Origin of the sequence: Paenibacillus sp. DCT19, from assembly GCF_003268635.1 — a bacterium.
GTDB lineage: Bacteria > Bacillota > Bacilli > Paenibacillales > Paenibacillaceae > Paenibacillus.
This window is the reverse complement of sequence record NZ_CP029639.1, coordinates 2,524,088-2,543,273: the sequence shown is the minus strand read 5'-3', so window position 1 is coordinate 2,543,273 and position 19,186 is coordinate 2,524,088. Positions and strand designations below refer to the sequence as shown.

Below are 19,186 nucleotides of genomic sequence, written 5' to 3'. Positions count from 1 at the left end.
TATAAAAACCCTCAATCATACCGATTGAGGGTTTCGTCTATCGCCTGTTATAGCCTATAACGCTACGAGCTTATTTTATTTTGCTGGTACTGCTCCAGTGAAATTAATACTTCCCTTGGCTTACTGCCTTCATAAGGGCCGATTACACCTCGGGCTTCCATGGAATCAATCAAACGTGCAGCTCGGGTATATCCAACCCGCATTCGGCGTTGCAATAGAGATACCGAGGCCTGTTTAGCCTCCAATATAATCTGTACAGCCTGTTCATACAGCTCGTCCTGTACTTCGTCCGCTGCCTGAACCGAGTCATCCACCTCAGGCACGAGCGATTCATCATATTGAGCTTCGCCTTGGCCACGTACATAATTTACAATGTTCTCAACTTCCTCGTCACTCATAAACGCACCTTGTACCCGTACTGGCTTGGAAGCTCCCATAGGCATGAACAACATATCTCCACGTCCTAACAGCTTCTCCGCACCACCCATATCCAGGATTGTTCGTGAATCGACTTGAGAAGACACGCCGAAGGCAATACGTGACGGAATGTTTGCTTTGATTACCCCTGTAATTACGTCAACGGAAGGACGCTGGGTTGCGATGATCAAGTGAATACCCGCAGCACGTGCCATCTGAGCCAATCGAGCAATCGCATCTTCTACATCACCCGCTGCGACCATCATAAGGTCTGCAAGCTCATCTACGATAACGACGATGTAAGGTAAAAATGCTGCTGGATTATCCTTCATCAAGTTGTTATAACCTTCTACATTACGAGTACCCGATTTAGAGAACAGTTCATATCGCTTCTCCATCTCAACTACAATTTTTTTCAAAGCAAGCGACGCCCGTTTGGGATCTGTTACAACAGGAGCCATGAGATGCGGAATACCGTTGTATACGTTCAGCTCGACCATTTTGGGATCGACCATCAGAAACTTCACTTCATCTGGCTTGGCTTTGTACAGAATGCTCGTGATAATGCCGTTAATACATACCGATTTACCCGAACCTGTAGCACCAGCAACAAGCAAATGGGGCATCCGAGCCAAATTACCTATAATGGTCTGACCAGAGATATCGCGTCCAAAAGCAATTGTCACTTTCGATTCAGCATCCTGGAAGGTTGCCGTCTCCATAACTTCTCTCATGGTCACCATAGAAACTTCTCCATTAGGCACTTCAATACCAATAGCAGATTTACCCGGAATCGGTGCTTCCATACGAATGTCCTTAGCTGCCAGAGCTAGTGCAATATCGTCTGTCAAACTCACAATTCTACTGACCTTCACACCGATATCAGGTTGAATCTCATACCTCGTCACCGCAGGTCCCCGGACGACTTCAAGAACCTTAGCCCGAACTCCGAAGCTTTCCAAAGTTGCCTCCAGCTTACGTGCTGTCTGCATATAATCCTTCTGATCCCCACCCTTGCCGTTATTGCTTGGCTTAGAGAGAAGACGGAACGAAGGTAATTTATAAGGCTTCGGTGGCGGTGGTGGTGGCTGAGTAGGCTGTACTTCTTCGTTTCCAATACCTGATGTGGGATCAAGCGGTGTAGAGTCGTTCTCCGCAGCTCCAGCAGCTAGATCGTTATCACCAGCATGAGCCTGCCCAGCACCTCCCTCAGGTACAGACCATTCTTCATCAGAACCAAGTGATTCATCCCTGATCTTAATGGCATGATCACCTTCAATACCAGGATCACTGATATCCGCTGGGAATGGATATGCATCATCCAGATCATCATCCTTGCTTGTATCCTCTGAACGAACATGTTCGAAGAAATCACGGATGATGGGAGCAGAACTAGCTCTAGATGGTACCGCTCCCGCTGCTGTAGGTGTTGACTCCGTCGTAGAGCCGGATGCTTCACGCCATGTTTCTTCTACATCCTCTTGAGGCGCTCGATACAAAACCTGTTCTGAAGCAGATACACCCTCATGATGCTTGCTCGGTTCAGCATCCGTCTGTTCACGATCTGCCCCCATTTCCCGAACAATTGGAGGAATATTGGCGTCTTGCGTTTAGGAAGCTGTGCATCTTCTAGATCGTCATCTTCATCATCTTCATAAGTATCTGCCGGGACAGGTACTACTTTACGTTTGTTTCCCGATTTTTTACCTGCCGTAGCAACTCTTGCAGGTCTGGATTCAAACTTTTTGTACATCGTAGTGCCTGCGTCCCACACCTTCGTCCTAAAGATGCGAATCAGATCAACGTAGGAAAGATTCGTAATCAGCATAAAGCTGATAATAAACATGACAATCATAATTAGACGTGCACCTAAACTGCCAAACAACCATAGGAAAAGAGCAAACTGACCTGCGCCAAGGTATCCGCCACTAATATCCTTGCCCAGCATCGATTCTCGTTCGCCTGGTGCAGGCTGAAGCAACTCAGTCTGCATATCATTATGTACCTGCGTAATTACCGCACCCGGTTCAAGTGCCCCAACGGGAATTAGCTTCTGGTGCATCGCGGAGACTGTACTCATTAAGGTTAACGCGAACACTAGAAGTACTAGTCCCGTCTTGCGCGTAGTCCAACCACTCGGCCACTTCCGGTGAATCATTACCATTAATCCGTAATAAATCCCGATCAGTGGAATTATAAAATAAAATTTGCCTAGCATTAGTCCAAACATCTTGGACAGGGAACGTCCTACCGTTGCCTCACCCGACAGTGCAATGACCGCAAGGGTAATCAGGACAATCCCGTAAATTTCATATTTTAAAACGCCACCAAACGCAGCAGCCTTTTTCTTCTTCTTTTTTCTTCTGGCCAAAATCAGGTCACCCCCAGAAGAATATTATACCATACAAATATAATCCGTACATATGTTCTTTTCTTGCTCTATTTGTCTTATTTCGTCGCGTCATGTTAATTCCTAGTTACCGGAAAGCGGCACCCTGGATCCAGGTGTATTGGAAGCATCCAGATACGCTTCGAGTGGGCAATCAAGCAACCGAATAATGACAGCCTCCGTCTCACTGACAGGCCTAACCTGCATCAACAGGCCGTTTACCTTAACCTCTCTTGTATCCTCAGCCTCTTGCCACATTCCAGACCAGAGCTGTTCAGGAGGCATTACGGTGTACATCGTCATTGCGTATAACCTCCTACCTGCATCGTTTGTTTTTTGTCCCCAATTAATTGATTCAATCGAGCAATGGCTTGTCCAATTCCACCAACAGCATCCATTAACCCATATTTAACAGCATCCGCACTGCCTACCGCAGTTCCAATATCTCGATTAAGCTCACCTGTCTTAAACATCAGTTCCTTGAACATTTCTTCTGAAATATTGGAGTGTGTGGTGACGAAACGTACGACCCGTTCTTGCATCTTCTCCATGTACTCAAACGTCTGAGGCACTCCAATGACTAGTCCGTTCATACGGATCGGATGAATGGTCATCGTTGCACTTCCTGCAATTAACGAATAAGTTGAGGCTACCGCAATAGGAACGCCGATACTGTGACCTCCTCCAATCACGACCGTAACCGTCGGCTTGCTCAGAGAAGCAATCATTTCGGCGATGGCCAGACCCGCTTCAACGTCGCCACCTACTGTATTCAAAATAATCAATATCCCCTCAATACGTGGGTTTTGCTCAGCCGCAACCAACTGGGGAATAATATGTTCATATTTTGTCGTTTTGTTCTGTGGAGGCAAAATCAGATGACCTTCCACCTGACCAATAATGGTCATGCAAAATATATTGGATTCACCTGCAGGTGACTGTGTTTGTCCAAATTGCTGGATGGCCTCCGTGACAGGAGCCATGCCCTTTTCCTCTTTTTCAGGTGTTTCGGGTAGCTCTGTCTCAGGTTGATTCGCTTTAGGCATCTGTCTGTCATTCACTTCATTATTCATTAGGCTATTCCCCTTCTCCAGTACATTTGATGTATTCCTTAGTATGGGGAATTTTCCAGCCTCCTTATACCCGCTTTACATTCAAATAGGTATATCACGTTGCAAAAAGAATGTACCCAACACAAAAAAAGCCCCTTCTCTACGAGGAACCGTCCAATATTACTCGTAGAGAAGAGGCGACTGTGTGCCTGAATATATGTTTGTTTGTACGTTTAAACTTCCATGATGATTGGCAAAATCATCGGTCTACGACGAGTTTGCTCATACAAGAAGCGTCCCAGTGCATCTTTGACATTTGTTTTGAGCGAAGCCCATTCGTTTACGTTCTCACTCATTAGCTTCTGCAATGTGCTACTTACAATGCGATTCGCTTCATCAAGCAGTCCTTCAGATTCCCGAACGTATACAAAACCACGGGAGATAATGTCAGGACCAGATACAATTTTGCCATCCTGTTTGCTGAGCGTTACCACAACAACCAGAATACCATCCTGTGATAACAATTTGCGGTCACGAAGTACGATATTACCGACGTCGCCTACACCCAGACCATCGATCAATACGTTACCTGCAGTAACTTTACCTGCTCTACGAGCAGAGCCACCTTGAATTTCTATCACTTCACCGATGTCAGTGATAAAAATGTTATCCGGATCAATGCCTACCGATTCAGCAAGCACTGCATGTCGGCGTTGCATACGGAATTCACCGTGAATTGGCAAGAAGAATTTTGGTTTCATCAGGTTGAGCATCAATTTCAATTCTTCCTGACTACCATGACCGGATACGTGAACGCCACTGTTTGCACCGCTGTAATGCACGTTAGCACCCAGACGGAACAATTCATCAATGGTACGTCCTACATATTTTTCATTACCAGGAACCGGTGTTGCAGCAATGATTACAGTATCACCTGGCAGAATATCTACTTTACGATGCGTTGAACGTGCCATCCGAGTCAGAGCGGACATTGGCTCGCCTTGGCTTCCTGTGCAGAGAATCACAACTCGGTCAGCAGCCATTTTGCCTACTTCTTCCGGTTCGATAATCATGCCATCTGGAATTTCAAGATAACCCAGCTCAGAAGCGATCCCCACTACGTTCACCATACTGCGTCCGATAACTGCAACTTTACGTCCAGTCACTTCCGCTGCATTGATGACCTGTTGAATCCGGTGTACGTTCGAAGCGAAGGTTGCTACAACTACACGTTGACTCGCTTTACGGAAAATATCTTCCAGAACGATACCCACATTTTTCTCCGAAGGGGTGAATCCTGGCTTCTCTGCATTTGTACTGTCGGACAAGAGAGCAAGTACGCCATTCGTTCCAATCTGTGCCATACGTTGGAGATCCGCATATTGACCGTTGACTGGTGTGTGGTCAAATTTGAAGTCACCTGTATGAACAACAGCACCTTCTGGTGTTTCCACGCATACACCTACAGAATCCGGAATACTATGGTTAGTGGCGAAGAATGTTGCTTTCAGCACAGAACCCAGTTGAATCTCGGAATCAGCATCGATCAAAATTCGTTTGGTTTCACCCAGCAGATTAGCTTCTTTCAGCTTGTTCTCTACAAGACCGAGGGTAAGTTTTGTTCCGTATACCGGAACGTTCAGATGTTTCAGAACATATGGCAAGCCGCCGATATGATCCTCATGTCCGTGAGTCAAAATAATGCCTCTTACTTTGTCACGATTTTCAGTCAGATAAGAAATGTCAGGAATGACGATATCGATTCCAAGCATATCTTCTTCAGGGAATTTAAGACCAGCATCTACGACAACAATGTCGTTGGCATATTGGATGACGTACATATTTTTACCAATTTCACCTACGCCGCCCAGTGCAAAAATCATCAGTTTATCGTTATTATTTTTCTTAGACAAATGAATCTAAACCTCCTATGGTAGTTGGACGTCGTACCTTATTATTTATTGTAAGTTAAGAAAAGCAGTCCTCACATCTTCAACCTAAATATTAGGTATCAATGTTAATGAACGCCTCTATTCACGATATTTGGAAGAAGTTCTTCGAAGTTATTCCCCTTCACCAACAAGTTGGATTTTTGAAATGATTCCTTCTTAGCCGTTCCTTCCCTTTTCACCGCAAAGCCACATCACCTAACGATGTCGCTTTCAATTTCAAAAAAATACCGCACCCAGTCACTTGACATCATTATACATGATTAAAAACAAAAAAAACAAGTCACTGTGTCGTTATACATAGGTTTCCCTCTGACATTGAATGTGAATCAGCCTAAAATAGGGGAATAAAAAAAGAACCGCCTTCTCATTGAGCAGAAGAACGGTTCTTGATCCATTTAACATTTTGGAAAATATTAATAAAATAATAGTCCTAAGTATTACTCACTCGCTCTAGTTAAACAGCCCGCGAATATACACTTGCTCTTCTTCCGTTGGAGCAATGAGCGGAAGGCGCACTGAACCTACGTTTAACCCACGCATTGTCAGTGCGTATTTCACCGCTACAGGGTTAGGAAGGGGCTGCGGACAATCAAATAGGCCTTTGAAAATTGGAAAGAGCTTCTGATGAATCTTAGCGGCTTGCAGAGGATCTCCTCCAATAAACGAATCAATCATCGTTTTCATTTCTGCACCAATCACATGACTTGCTACACTTACGATGCCGTGGGCACCTACAGCAAGCGCAGGCAATCCAGAAGCATCATCTCCTGTGTACACTCTGAAATTCTCAGGAGCACCTGCAGCGATTAACGTAACGTGCTCTAAGGAGGCACACTCTTTCGTTGCAATAATGTTTGGAATCTGAGCAAGGCGAAGTGTTGTAGCCGCAGTAAGGCTTGCTACTGTACGTCCAGGAACGTTATAGAGCATAACCGGAAGTTTAGTCGAGGCTGCGATGGCCTCAAAATGTTTAAACATCCCTTCCTGACTTGGCTTGTTGTAATAAGGAACCACCAACAATACACCATCAGCACCTACGCGTTCGGCTTCTTGCGTCAGGTGGATCGAATGTGCCGTATTGTTACTTCCCGTGCCGGCGATAATTTTGCAACGGCCAGCAGCATGTTTGACTGTAAACTCGAAAAGTTGTACCTTTTCCGAATCGCTAAGCGTGGGAGACTCCCCTGTCGTTCCAGAAACAACAAGTGTTTCAGACTTTTGTTCTACAATCAGATAGTCAATTAGTCGTGCTGTTTCCTCCCAATGAATCTCTCCTTGATCGTTAAACGGAGTGACCATTGCTGTAATCAATCTTCCAAAGTCCACTTCGATTCCTCCTCAAAACAGGTCTGCTCGGTTCAATTCAGCTTATAAATGAAGTTCGAATGAGGCGTGAAGCGCCCTCAATGCCTGAACCATATCTTCTTTTTTTACAAGTACCCAGATGGTGGTGTTGGAATCTGCGGATTGCAGAATCTGAATATCTGCTAGCGTTAATGACTCCACAATTCTAGCCATGATCCCTGGTACACCATTAATGCCTCCACCGATCACTGATACTTTGGCACAACCGGACAAACTTTGGGGTTTGAGACCAATCTCCTGCAAAACTTGAATCGCTTTCTCAGAATCACTGTCAAACACCGTATATACGACTCCCGATGGGGTCACATTAATAAAATCGACACTAATCGAATTCTCAGCCATGGTTTTAAACACCTTAAGCTGTAACCGATCCGCACCGCCTGGAACTTCAACCGCAATCTGAGTTACATTGCTTACATAGGCTATACCTGTTACATAACGGTCAATAATGCCTGTCTGTACATCCTGAAATCCTTCGGGATGTGTTACCAGTGTACCTTCACTGTCGGCAAAAGTAGAGCGAACCCGCACCGGAATTTGCGCTTGCATGGCAATCTCTACTGCACGAGGATGGATGACCTTGGCACCATGGTGCGCCATATTACAGATTTCAGCATAACTCACAACAGTCAAAGGACGCGCATCCTCTACGATTCGAGGATCGGCAGTCAATATGCCATTGACATCGGTATAAATATCTACCATCTCCGCACGTAGCGCAGCACCCAATGCTGTAGCCGAAGTATCACTTCCACCACGACCTAGCGTAGTAAAGTCTCCATTCTCCGTCTGCCCTTGAAACCCTGTAACAATAACGACACGTCCCTGACCAAGCTGCTCCAGTACACGAACAGGACGGACATCCAAAATCCGGGCATTCCCGAAATTGTCGTCCGTCACAAACCCTGCCTGCGCTCCGGTCAGCACTGTCGTAGATATCCCTTCATGTTCCAGCAAACTGCTCAGTGTGGTTGCCGATATGATTTCACCACAGCACAGCAGTAAATCCTTCTCACGTGCAGATATGGCATTTCCGTTCTGGGCAGTCCAGTCCAGTAATGTATCTGTTGCGTAAGGCTCACCTCGGCGACCCATGGCGGAAACAACAACCACCAAACTTAGGCCTGCTTCAAGCTCACGTTTAATATGACGGAGCACGTGCTCTCTAGCCTGAACGGTAGATAGCGACGTGCCTCCGAATTTCTGTACCATGATGCGCATCTTTATTCCTCCATTTGTGTACGCAAGAAGACTAGACACGGGCCAAATCAACAAATGGATCAACCTAGGGAGCGTCCCGATGCGATAACTTCACCCACTGTATGACATACATGGCATCCCCGTTGGTAGAATGTTTGCACCAGACAATCTACATACGGGTCACGATTGTTACCGCCATGATATGCAAGACCTCTGAACGCATCCCGCTTGCGGTAACCTTTAAGCATCGCAAACAGGAATGCCCTTACACGACAGGAACGCGGACACAGGCTGGTGTTCACACCTGGTTGATCGTCCCCCATGATTTTCTTTGTCTATCGAACCTTATGCATCTCTTCAAGCGTATAACCGTTATCCTTGAACTTGTTCCTCTGCGAAACCGTATCTAACAGCAAACCGTGATTATATAATAAACTACATTAAGCTTGTGGAGAACGCTCAACAATCATCGGCTGCAGCTGTTTACCATCCAGTGCACTCCAGCAAGCTTCCGGAATCAGTCCCATCTTAGCTACTAACGAATTAGGTTTCTTCACCGGATCATCCTGCCCAAACGGCACAAAATACATGTATTTAGCGACAAGTAGTTTGGCAATGTTCGCCGCATTCAGACCAAGACCATCATTCGTAGAAATAGCGAGTACGACAGGACGCTGATTACGCATCTGCGCTTTGGCTGCCATTAGCACTGGACTATCGGTCATTGCATTAGCGAGCTTACTCGTCGTATTCCCTGTGCAAGGAGCGATAACGAGTACATCCAGCAATTTGGAAGGCCCTAACGGTTCCGCCTCAACAATTGTAGAAATAATATCATTACCCGTTATATCTTTCAACTGTTTCTGCCAATTCTGAGCCGTTCCAAAACGTGTATCCGTCGTTAAAACTGAATTGGAAATAATAGGGATCACATTTGCGCCTTCAGCTACGAACCGACTAATGACCGGCATAACCTCTTCAAACGTACAATGAGACCCTGTAATTGCGTAACCTACCGTTTTTCCCTGCCAGTTCATTGTTCAACCTCCCGTGCGTTTTGTTCTTCCAAAAGCAAACGGATCAACGCGTCGGCAATAATGCCGCCAGCCGTTTTGGGAGCAACTATACCGGGGAGGCCAGGCGCAAGAAGCGCCTTCATACCGCGTTTCTCAGCATACCGAAAATCACAGCCCCCAGGGGCAGATGCAAGATCGATAATGACTGCTTTTTGCGGCATTCTGGACAGGATTTGTGCTGTGATTATCATAGTCGGTATCGTATTAAAAAGCAAGTCAACTTCCCCGGTTTGAGCAGCCAAATCCGTTGTCATAAAAGGCTTCCAGCCCATAATTGTCGCGCGAGCAACATCCTCTTCACGCCTAACTCCTACCCGTACATTTGCTCCAAGTCCCTGTAATGTTTTGGCCATGGTAAACCCCGTACGACCCAAACCAAGCACAATACATTCCGACCCGTGGATCGTAAAGTCCGTTTCGCGAATCGCCATAGCGATGGCACCCTCTGCTGTCGGAATAGAGTTATAGAGCGCAATATCATCACGATCCAGCACTTCGACCAAGCGCAGGCCATTCTCTTGGCAAACATTACGTAAGAATGGTTTAGCCATGCCTGTAAAGACAATGCAATGCTCCGGCAATGCCGCAACATGCTCCTTTTTAAGAAAGATTGGCAACTCACTGAATGACGTATTCACTTTACCCTGGTCATCACAACCTATTACGGGGAGAACCAATACATCTGCGGAAGCAAATACTTCATCATCCAATTCCTGAAGTTCAATTCCCGGAATTGAGCACTCCAGCTTGTCGAATCCAACCACGGTTATCGTCGCATCCAACTCTGCGCACTTTTGAATGACTTCAAGCTGCCGCGCATCTCCGCCCAGGACTACTATCCGGACACCGGTCAGCATCGGGACGTCACTCCTTTCACCACACGTATGCCTTATCGTATGCAGTTGCCTACATAGGGGTGAAGACACATTAAAAAAAGAGCCATCCCACTGTATCGGGATGACTCTTCCTTATCCGTTCACATGCGCATACCTAGTCATCGCGATCGACTCGACCAAGAATGCATATGTACTTCATTTATTTACCTGTATGACCAAATCCGCCTTCTCCACGAATCGTTTCCGAAAGCTCACTTACTTCAGATAACTCGACTGCAGGTACCGTTTGAAAAACGATTTGAGCAATGCGCTCCCCACGTACAATTGTAAATGGCTCTTGCCCAAGATTAATGAGCAGCACCTTTACTTCTCCACGATAGTCGGCATCAATGGTGCCGGGTGTGTTCAGACACGTAATCCCGTGTTTGAATGCAAGTCCACTACGTGGACGGATCTGTGCTTCAAGTCCTGCAGGCATAGCCATTGCGAGACCTGTTGGAATAAGTGTACGTTGACCCGGTTGCAATGTAACTTCTTCCTGTAATGCGGCTACTACATCAAAACCGGAAGCAAGCTCCGACATTTTTTGTGGCAGCTTAATATCTTCATTGCCCGGTAGCTTTTGAATTTGAACGTAATGCAACAAAATCATCCCTTCTGAGTCCAGCAATAGATCGATCCGAAGCCCCAACCATCGCAAGAGCAAAAGGCTCGGCAAACATCAGGTTTAGTACAGCATCGATATCGTCCATGGTTACTTGTTCAATTTTGGCAATCATTTCATCTAACGTATGATGTCTGCCCAGCATAAGCTCGTTTTTACCGAGACGGTTCATACGACTGCCCGTGCTCTCCAAACTGAGGATCAGACTTCCTTTGAGCTGTTCTTTTCCTTTGCGTAGTTCATCTTCGGACAAACCATGAACTGCCAGGTCATTAAGCACCTCTTTTGTTAGATCCAATACTTCCTTCGTCTGCTTCGGCGCAGTACCTGCATAGATTGTGAAGAGCCCGCTGTCCGCATGAGAGCTATGATAGGAATAGACTGAGTAAGCCAAACCACGTTTCTCCCGAATTTCCTGGAACAGTCTAGAACTCATTCCCCGCCGATGGCATTGTTCAGCACAACCATAGCGAACTGAAGCGGATCACCAATTTTGCAGCCTGGGAAAGAGATACAGATATGATTCTGTTCGGTTTTTTTCTTGTGGAAGAGCTGTCCACTCTGGAATTTAGGCTCCGTCACTTGCTCGGCAACCCCGTTTACATCGAACTCACCAAAATGCTTTTCCATTAATTCAATGACACTGTCATCAATATTGCCTGCAATACTAATGACGGTATTTTCGATGGTATAGTGCTCCTTCATATATGCACGCAGATGGCTCGAATCCATCGACTTGAGACGTTCTTCCGTACCTAGAATTGGATAAGCCAGCGGATGCTCGCCATAAGCAGCGAGTGCCATAAGATCATGCACCATATCATCTGGTGTATCTTCGTACATCGATATTTCTTCAAGGATGACATTCTTTTCCTTGCTCAGTTCACCCTCATCCATTTTGGAACGGAAAAACATATCAGACAATACGTCTACTGCAATCGGCAGATGTTCGTCCAATACTTTTGCATAATAACAAGTGTATTCTTTTGAAGTAAAGGCATTAACATTACCACCAATAGCATCAAATTGCTCCGCAATCGCTTTTGCATCGTAACGATCCGTTCCCTTGAACAACATATGCTCAATAAAATGAGAAACCCCGTTGCTTGCAAGCTGTTCATTACGCGAACCTGTTTTGACCCATATACCGAAAGACACGGAACGACAGGTCGGAATCTGTTCCATGACAACCCTGAGGCCATTGCCCAGCTGAATTTTTTTCACGGTTGGCCCTCCTACATCTCTATAATTGCCCTGATCTCAATAAAATTAAATTGAAATCGACATTTGGTTCCAACTGTTTGATATTAACAAAAAAACATCGTTCACTCAACCGCCTTAGCCTTCACTCGCTCCGAAGATAAGGTTTCCGTGACCGTACCTAAGGTAAGTCCTTTGGCTCGAATAGATTCGATCATGCCTTTTAACGCGCCTGAGGAAGCAGCCGTTGGATGCATTAGGATTAAGGTTCCAGCATCCACGTTTTTGGCAATTTTGGCTACAACCGACGCCGAGCTTGGCTTACGCCAGTCCACGGTATCCAGTGTCCATAACACGGTTTGCAAACCCATGCTGGAAGCAATATCTACCGTTTTTTGATTAAAGTCTCCAGATGGGGGTGCAAACCAACGATTTTCTACCCCAACGTCTTCTGCAATAAATCCTGCGTCTTACTGATCTCCAGCCTTGCCCGTTCTGCACTCAATCGACTCATATTAGGGTGGGAATAGGCATGGTTTGATAACTCATGTCCACGTTTTTGAATCTCTTTTGCAAGTTCCGCATTTTTGCTTAACCAACTACCATCCAAGAAAAAAGTCGCTTTTACCTGCTCTGCATCGAGTGTATCGAGCATCGGGACAATAAATTCATTCCCCCAAGCTACATTGATCATAAAAGAAACCATAGGCTTCTCTGGATTACCGCGGTATATCGGATGTGCCCCTAGATCCTTGAGACCAATCTCCGGTTCCGTTTGCCGATAAATATACGAAATTTTGGTATTCAGATTTCCTCCGAGCGCCTTTCGATACGTAGCCTCCACATCAATCTCTGTTCCATTATATCCGGGAATTGCTTTCCATACCCGATCTACTTTGGCATTAATTGGAGCAATTTTAGTCTCAGCTGCTTTTTCCCGTATAGCTGTTAACAAAGCATCTTCACCCGTAGCCTCTTTGAACATGTCAAATGCATTTTGAGTTCCCGGTCCATCACGAATCTCCGTGATGTATGTACGAACACTGTCTACTTGTCCGACTAATATAACCGTGATTATACCCGCCAGAACTGCAGCCAGCTTTTTAGACTTTTTTCTCACAGCTCCATCCTCCCGCCGTCTTTGTCCCCATCATATGAGGACAAGGGCAAGAATATGAATAAAACACACGGCTTGCTGTCACTTTTCTTGCAGTTTTCCGTAGATGAAACCTATTTCGGGCGTTAAAAAAAGAGCCAGAAATACAACCTTCTGTCTCTTCATTCAATGAACCTTTATAACTTAAACTGTAAACTTAAGATTGAGCCGGAGCTTCTGTCGTCAATACAGCTTTACGTGACAGGTTGATGCGACCTTGTGGGTCAATTTCCGTTACTTTAACCGTAATGGAATCACCAATAGCTACAACATCTTCCACTTTGGCAACACGTTCTGTTGACAGTTGTGAGATGTGTACCAAACCTTCTTTATTCGGAAGAACTTCAACAAATGCACCGAATTTTTCTACACGTTTTACTTTGCCGACATAAATTTCGCCAACCAGTACTTCACGCACGATGCCTTCGATGATTGCCTTCGCTTTATCGTTCATCTCCTGATTAGAGGAAGCAATAAAGACACGTCCATCTTGTTCAATATCAATTTTAACACCGGTTTCTTCGATGATTTTATTGATAATTTTACCACCTGCACCGATAACATCACGGATTTTGTCCGGATTAATGTGCATTGTCGTAATTTTAGGAGCATACTGTGACAACTGCTCACGTGGAGTTTTCATTACTTCAGTCATTTTGCCCAAGATGTGCATACGACCTTCTTTGGCTTGAGCCAATGCTTCAGACAAAATTTGACGATCAATACCATCAATTTTGATGTCCATTTGAATTGCAGTTACACCTTCAGGTGTTCCAGCTACTTTAAAGTCCATATCGCCCAGGTGATCTTCCATACCTTGAATATCGCTCAGGATCGAAACGTGATCGCCGTCTTTGATTAGACCCATAGCGACACCTGCAACTGGAGCTTTGATTGGTACACCAGCATCCATCATCGCGAGTGTGCTCGCACAGATACTTGCTTGTGAAGTGGAACCGTTGGATTCAAGCACTTCAGATACAAGACGAATCGTGTACGGGAAGTCTGTTTCGGAAGGAATTACTTTAGCCAATGCACGTTCACCCAATGCACCATGTCCGATTTCACGACGACCAGGGGCACGCAATGGACGAGCTTCGCCTACGCTGAACGGTGGGAAGTTGTAGTGGTGCATGAAACGTTTAGTTTCTTCCAGACTGATACCATCCAAAATTTGAACATCACCGAGCGCACCAAGCGTACAAATGCTAAGTGCTTGTGTTTGACCACGCGTAAACAGACCAGAACCATGTGTACGTGGCAACAGGGATGTGTCACACTCAATTGGACGAATCTCAGCCAGGCCACGGCCATCCGGACGAACCTTATCATGCGTAATGAGGCGACGTACTTCTTCTTTTACGATATCGTGAAGCACTTCTTTTACATCTTTGAGCAGTTCAGGTGTTTCGATGTATTTCTCTTCAAAGTGAGCAACCGTTTCGTCATTCACTACATCAATTGCATCCTGACGAGCATGCTTCTCCGCAATTTTAACGGCTTCAACGAGACGTGCACTCGCAAATTCACGAACACTGCTATTTACATCAGCGTTAACTGCATGCAGTTTCACAGCCATTTTTTCTTTGCCAGCTACTGCTACCAGCTGTTCTATCACAGCTACAATGTTTTTGATCTCATCATGACCAAACATGATTGCTTCCAGCATGATTTCTTCTGGCACTTCGTTAGCTTCAGCTTCGACCATCATAATGGCATCTTTGGTTCCAGCTACCACAAGCTCGATCTCACTTACTTCAAGCTGTGCAATTGTTGGGTTAATGATGAACTCGCCATCAATACGTCCCACTTTTACACCACCGATTGGCCCGCTGAATGGAACATCTGAAATGCTCAATGCAGCCGACGTACCGATCATCGCAGCAATTTGTGGTTCACAGTCCTGATCAACACTCATAACGATGTTGAGAACTTGAACATCATTACGGAAGCCTTCTGGGAACAATGGACGAATCGGACGGTCAGTCAGACGGCTGGAAAGAATCGCCTTTTCACTCGGTCTGCCTTCACGTTTGATGAATCCCCCCGGAATCTTACCTACAGCGTACAATCTCTCTTCATAGTTAACCGTCAATGGGAAAAAGTCTAAATCTTTTGGTTCGCTGGATGCTGTAACGGTACACAATACAACGGTATCTCCGTACGTTACCTTAACCGCAGCGTTAGCTTGTTTAGCCAAACGACCTGTTTCAAGCACAAGCGTTCTTCCGCCAAGTTGCATTTCTACACGCTTTTCCATGAAATCCCTCCTTTTAATCGTTCCTAACACAATGGATTCTGCATCTTCACAGTATTTCCTGCTTGTCCAACATTCATTAGCATCGGCAGGTTTCAACATTTCATTTTCAGGGCAATAAACCCACTAGCAAAACAAAAGCTCCTTGCGGAGCTCCCATCTACAAATATATGGCAACATGTTCATCTACAAAACAACCCGGCTGTAAGTTCCGCTTGTCCTTTTAGACAAAAGGAAGGCGGATAACAGCCAGGTTGGTTTTGAAAACATGTACGATAATTAGCGACGCAATCCGAGTTTCTCGATCAATGCGCTGTAACGTTTAACATCTTTGTTTTTCACGTAAGCCAAAAGCTTACGACGTTGACCTACCATTTTCAAAAGTCCACGACGTGAGTGGTGGTCTTTCTTATGCGTACGCAAGTGGTCTGTCAAACTTCTGATGTTTTCCGTAAGGATAGCAACTTGCACCTCTGGAGATCCTGTATCGGACTCGTGAGTTTTGTGCTCGCTGATCAGTTGTTGTTTACGTTCTTGAGTCAATGCCATCCTATTCACCTCCTTCATATAATCGCCATTAGCCTCGTAACCGCCGGTGAGAGCATGCAACCAAGCTAAGGTTGTCTGTTGTCTCAATCGACAACGTAGTACATTGTATCATAGTTCGTAGGCTAAAGTAAATCTCAACCTACATTTTGTTTCATTTTTTTAGGATAACAAACGAGCAGCCGTCAATGCATCCTCACGGATCTGGCTGATCAATGCATCAATTGAGGCAAATTTACGCTCTTCACGAATATAGTGAACAAGCTCTACCTTCAATTCTTGATCATACAACTGCCCTTCAAAATCAAGCAGATGCACTTCAAATGTAGGCTTCATCCCACTTTCGTGGAAAGTCGGCTTCACACCTAAATTCATAACCCCACGCAGCATCTGTTCTCCATATTGCACTCGAACTGCATATACGCCTTTGGCTGGAATCACATAACGATCCAATAGTTCAAGGTTAGCCGTTGGGAAACCAATGGTACGACCACGCTTCTCCCCATGAATCACGGTTCCTCGGATACTGTAAGGTCGACCCAGCCACTGACTAGCTTCATCCATCTGCCCACGTTTGAGCAGCCCTCGAATGAGCGAACTGCTTACCTTATCCCCGTTTAACAAGAAAGGAGGCACTGTCTCAACCGTCATGTCGTTACCACCCAACGACCGAAGCAGTTGTTCGTCGCCTGCTCCTTGATGTCCAAACCGGAAATCAAAACCGACAACAGCCGTACGCGTCTGAAGTGGCAACAACAGATCATGAGCGAATTGCTCTGGAGTCAATTTCGAGAATTCGTCGTTGAATTCAACAACATATAATATGTCTATGCCGAGCCCCGCCAGGATTTCTTCCTTGTCTCGCAATGGAGTCAAATATCCTTCATAATCGCCTTTTCGCATGACTTCCTTCGGATGAGGATGAAAGGTCATTACCGCCGCTTGCACACCAGTTTCACGGGCAATGCGGACAGCTGACAAAATGACGCTTGCATGTCCGAGATGCAGTCCGTCAAATTGACCAATAGCTAGCACTTGGGGCTGTGTATGCAGCTCATCAGAAGTCAATGTCTGCGGATATGTTAGCATTACGGTTTTCACAATCATTCACCTGCATTTCACTTGATAGACAGAGCTTATCATCTACACAGTCTAAACTCAAGATCCGTTATTCGGGCAAAAACACCTTGACTGCTCTGACTGTCGCTTTAAGTTCGTCTCGTTCAAAAATGCCCAGAAACGTCCGATCCTGGGTGTATAACCGCAGAAGGCCAGGTTGATCTACAGGTGGCTCTAACAGACGCGCAGACAACTTCTGACCCTGAAGAGCTCCCTTGGCTAGTTCATCATTAACCGTGTGTGACGGTATAAAGTCAATTGCTTCGTCTACTGGTATGAATGCTTCGGTTATTGTATTCTCTGCCATACGCTGCTCAACCTCTTCAATTGTCAAACAACGATCTGCGGGAATCCCTGCCGACATGGTGCGTTCGAGCTGCACCATCGTGGAAGGATAACCTAGCTCACGCCCAATATCCACACATAACGTTCGAATATACGTACCTTTAGAACACAATGCACGGAATGAGATATCCGTTGTGTCTCCATGAGTCTCCATCCCGGTGAATTCAAGCTCATAGATCGTCACTTCACGGCTTTTGCGCTCAACCGTTTTCCCTTCACGAGCAAGTTCATACAGACGTTTGCCATCCACTTTAAGGGCTGAATACATCGGTGGAACCTGAGAGATCGTACCCTGAAACTTCTCCAGCACAAGACGTACCTGCGCTTCCGTCACGTTGACAGCTTCTTCCGAACGCTCAATGACTTCACCTGTCATGTCCTCTGTATCTGTCGAGAGACCAAGACGTAGTGTAGCCACATATTCCTTAGGCAGTTCCTGCATATACTCAACCACCCGTGTAGCACGTCCAAGACAAAGCGGAAGAACACCCGTAACCTGTGGATCTAATGTTCCTGTATGTCCGATACGCTTCATTTTCAGAATACGCCGTAGTTTGGCAACGACATCATGCGACGTGTAACCTGCTGGTTTATATACCGCTAATATACCTTCCAACGGTTTTACCATTGTGCATTCACCTGCTTCAGCACTTTAGCTACGATGTCTTCTAGCTTACCTTCTAATCGGCAACCCGCAGCCAGTACATGGCCACCTCCGCCAAATGTCTGCGCAAGCGCAGCTACATCAACCTTACCTGCAGAGCGAAGCGATACTTTTACGGCTGAATCATTAATGACCTTGAAAAAGATCCCTACTTCCACACCTTGAATATTACGTGGGTAGTTCACAATGCCTTCAAGATCTTCATTAGCCGCACCACAAGTAATCATATCTTCGGGCGTGATAACAACCCAAGCAATCTTGCCATCATCCGTCATTTGTAGGCTGTTCAGCGCCTGATTCAAAATACGAACTTGAGGCAAAGTAACTTGCTCAAGTAAAGTCTGAGCGAGGTAAGGGCCGTCTACACCGTGTTCAAGCAACTTGGAAGCAGTTGTCATTACGTTTGGACTCGTGTTGGCATAACGAAACCCACCTGTATCGGTTAACAAACCAGTGTAGATGGCTGTCGCTGCATCTTTATCCAACGTCACTGGAAACAGGTTCACAAAATCAAACAAAATCTCTGCTGTTGCTGCAGCATCTGGTTTTATTATGTTCACAGTTCCGTATGCGTTATTGGTGGGATGATGATCAATATTCAAAATGACTGCATCTTCTTCAAAATAATGACGAGTCAAGCCTACTCTTGCAAAATCAGCACAGTCTACACAAATGACTGCTTTAAATTTTCGCGTTGGTGGTTGTTCGGTCATGTTCACGATGTCTTCTGCTCCCCATAAAAAGCGCATACGCCCGGGAATTTCACCTTCATTAATCATCGTGAATGTTTTGCCCAGACATGACAGCAGCCAGCCCACCGTTACCGTCGAGCTGACTGCGTCACCGTCCGGCTGTACATGCGACACGACCAGGTAATCATCATGCTCCAGCAGAAATTGCTTTCCGCTTTGAAGCGCCTGTTCATAAGTGTGCATTGCCGTCTCCTCT

Annotated in this window: 14 protein-coding genes and 3 pseudogenes; all 17 read right to left on the bottom strand. The window is 45.7% G+C overall.

Features of this window, described 5'->3' with window-relative positions:
* Positions 1–62: 62 nt before the first annotated feature.
* A pseudogene (locus tag DMB88_RS31730) lies at positions 63–2,788 on the bottom strand (DNA translocase FtsK).
* A gap of 102 nt (positions 2,789–2,890) precedes the next feature.
* Positions 2,891–3,109, bottom strand: coding sequence for a YlzJ-like family protein (locus tag DMB88_RS11425; protein WP_128101441.1), 219 nt, complete (start codon positions 3,107–3,109; stop codon positions 2,891–2,893).
* On the bottom strand, positions 3,106–3,879 hold the full coding sequence (locus DMB88_RS11420; protein ID WP_302476288.1) for a ClpP family protease: 774 nt from the start codon (positions 3,877–3,879) through the stop codon (positions 3,106–3,108). The genes DMB88_RS11425 and DMB88_RS11420 overlap by 4 nt, the downstream gene beginning before the upstream one ends.
* A 212-nt stretch (positions 3,880–4,091) precedes the next feature.
* The gene (locus DMB88_RS11415) at positions 4,092–5,771 is read right to left on the bottom strand and encodes a ribonuclease J (RefSeq protein WP_056700691.1); all 1,680 of its coding nucleotides are present in this window, start codon (positions 5,769–5,771) and stop codon (positions 4,092–4,094) included.
* Positions 5,772–6,260: 489 nt separating this feature from the next.
* Positions 6,261–7,136: a 4-hydroxy-tetrahydrodipicolinate synthase gene (gene dapA / locus DMB88_RS11410; protein WP_128101440.1), complete on the bottom strand. Its 876-nt coding sequence runs from the start codon at positions 7,134–7,136 to the stop codon at positions 6,261–6,263.
* A 42-nt stretch (positions 7,137–7,178) separates the two neighbouring features.
* Positions 7,179–8,396 carry an aspartate kinase gene (dapG, locus tag DMB88_RS11405; protein WP_128101439.1) on the bottom strand — a complete coding sequence of 406 codons (1,218 nt, stop codon included), beginning with the start codon at positions 8,394–8,396 and terminating at the stop codon, positions 7,179–7,181.
* A gap of 59 nt (positions 8,397–8,455) precedes the next feature.
* Positions 8,456–8,698, bottom strand: a complete 243-nt coding sequence (locus DMB88_RS11400) for a hypothetical protein (protein ID WP_128101438.1) — start codon at positions 8,696–8,698, stop codon at positions 8,456–8,458.
* A gap of 117 nt (positions 8,699–8,815) precedes the next feature.
* The gene (locus DMB88_RS11395; protein ID WP_128101437.1) at positions 8,816–9,412 is read right to left on the bottom strand and encodes a dipicolinate synthase subunit B; all 597 of its coding nucleotides are present in this window, start codon (positions 9,410–9,412) and stop codon (positions 8,816–8,818) included.
* The gene (dpsA, locus tag DMB88_RS11390; RefSeq protein ID WP_128101436.1) at positions 9,409–10,308 is read right to left on the bottom strand and encodes a dipicolinate synthase subunit DpsA; all 900 of its coding nucleotides are present in this window, start codon (positions 10,306–10,308) and stop codon (positions 9,409–9,411) included. The genes DMB88_RS11395 and dpsA overlap by 4 nt, the downstream gene beginning before the upstream one ends.
* A 178-nt stretch (positions 10,309–10,486) precedes the next feature.
* Positions 10,487–10,933: a dUTP diphosphatase gene (gene dut, locus DMB88_RS11385; protein WP_174715284.1), complete on the bottom strand. Its 447-nt coding sequence runs from the start codon at positions 10,931–10,933 to the stop codon at positions 10,487–10,489.
* Positions 10,893–12,175, bottom strand: a pseudogene (locus DMB88_RS11380) (M16 family metallopeptidase). The gene dut and the pseudogene DMB88_RS11380 overlap by 41 nt, the downstream one beginning before the upstream one ends.
* Before the next feature lie 101 nt (positions 12,176–12,276).
* A pseudogene (locus DMB88_RS11375) lies at positions 12,277–13,271 on the bottom strand (polysaccharide deacetylase family protein).
* 193 nt (positions 13,272–13,464) lie between these two features.
* The gene (gene pnp / locus DMB88_RS11370) at positions 13,465–15,567 is read right to left on the bottom strand and encodes a polyribonucleotide nucleotidyltransferase (protein ID WP_128101435.1); all 2,103 of its coding nucleotides are present in this window, start codon (positions 15,565–15,567) and stop codon (positions 13,465–13,467) included.
* Between the two features lie 276 nt (positions 15,568–15,843).
* Complete coding sequence (rpsO, locus tag DMB88_RS11365; protein WP_128101434.1) at positions 15,844–16,113, bottom strand: 30S ribosomal protein S15; 270 nt, start codon at positions 16,111–16,113, stop codon at positions 15,844–15,846.
* A 159-nt stretch (positions 16,114–16,272) separates the two neighbouring features.
* Positions 16,273–17,211: a bifunctional riboflavin kinase/FAD synthetase gene (locus tag DMB88_RS11360; RefSeq protein WP_128101433.1), complete on the bottom strand. Its 939-nt coding sequence runs from the start codon at positions 17,209–17,211 to the stop codon at positions 16,273–16,275.
* 67 nt (positions 17,212–17,278) lie between these two features.
* Positions 17,279–18,202: a tRNA pseudouridine(55) synthase TruB gene (truB, locus tag DMB88_RS11355; protein WP_128101432.1), complete on the bottom strand. Its 924-nt coding sequence runs from the start codon at positions 18,200–18,202 to the stop codon at positions 17,279–17,281.
* Positions 18,196–19,173 (bottom strand): DHH family phosphoesterase, encoded by a 978-nt coding sequence (locus tag DMB88_RS11350; RefSeq protein ID WP_128101431.1) that lies wholly within the window; start codon positions 19,171–19,173, stop codon positions 18,196–18,198. Before DMB88_RS11350 ends, truB begins: the two co-directional genes overlap by 7 nt.
* Between the last annotated feature and the right edge of the window lie 13 nt (positions 19,174–19,186).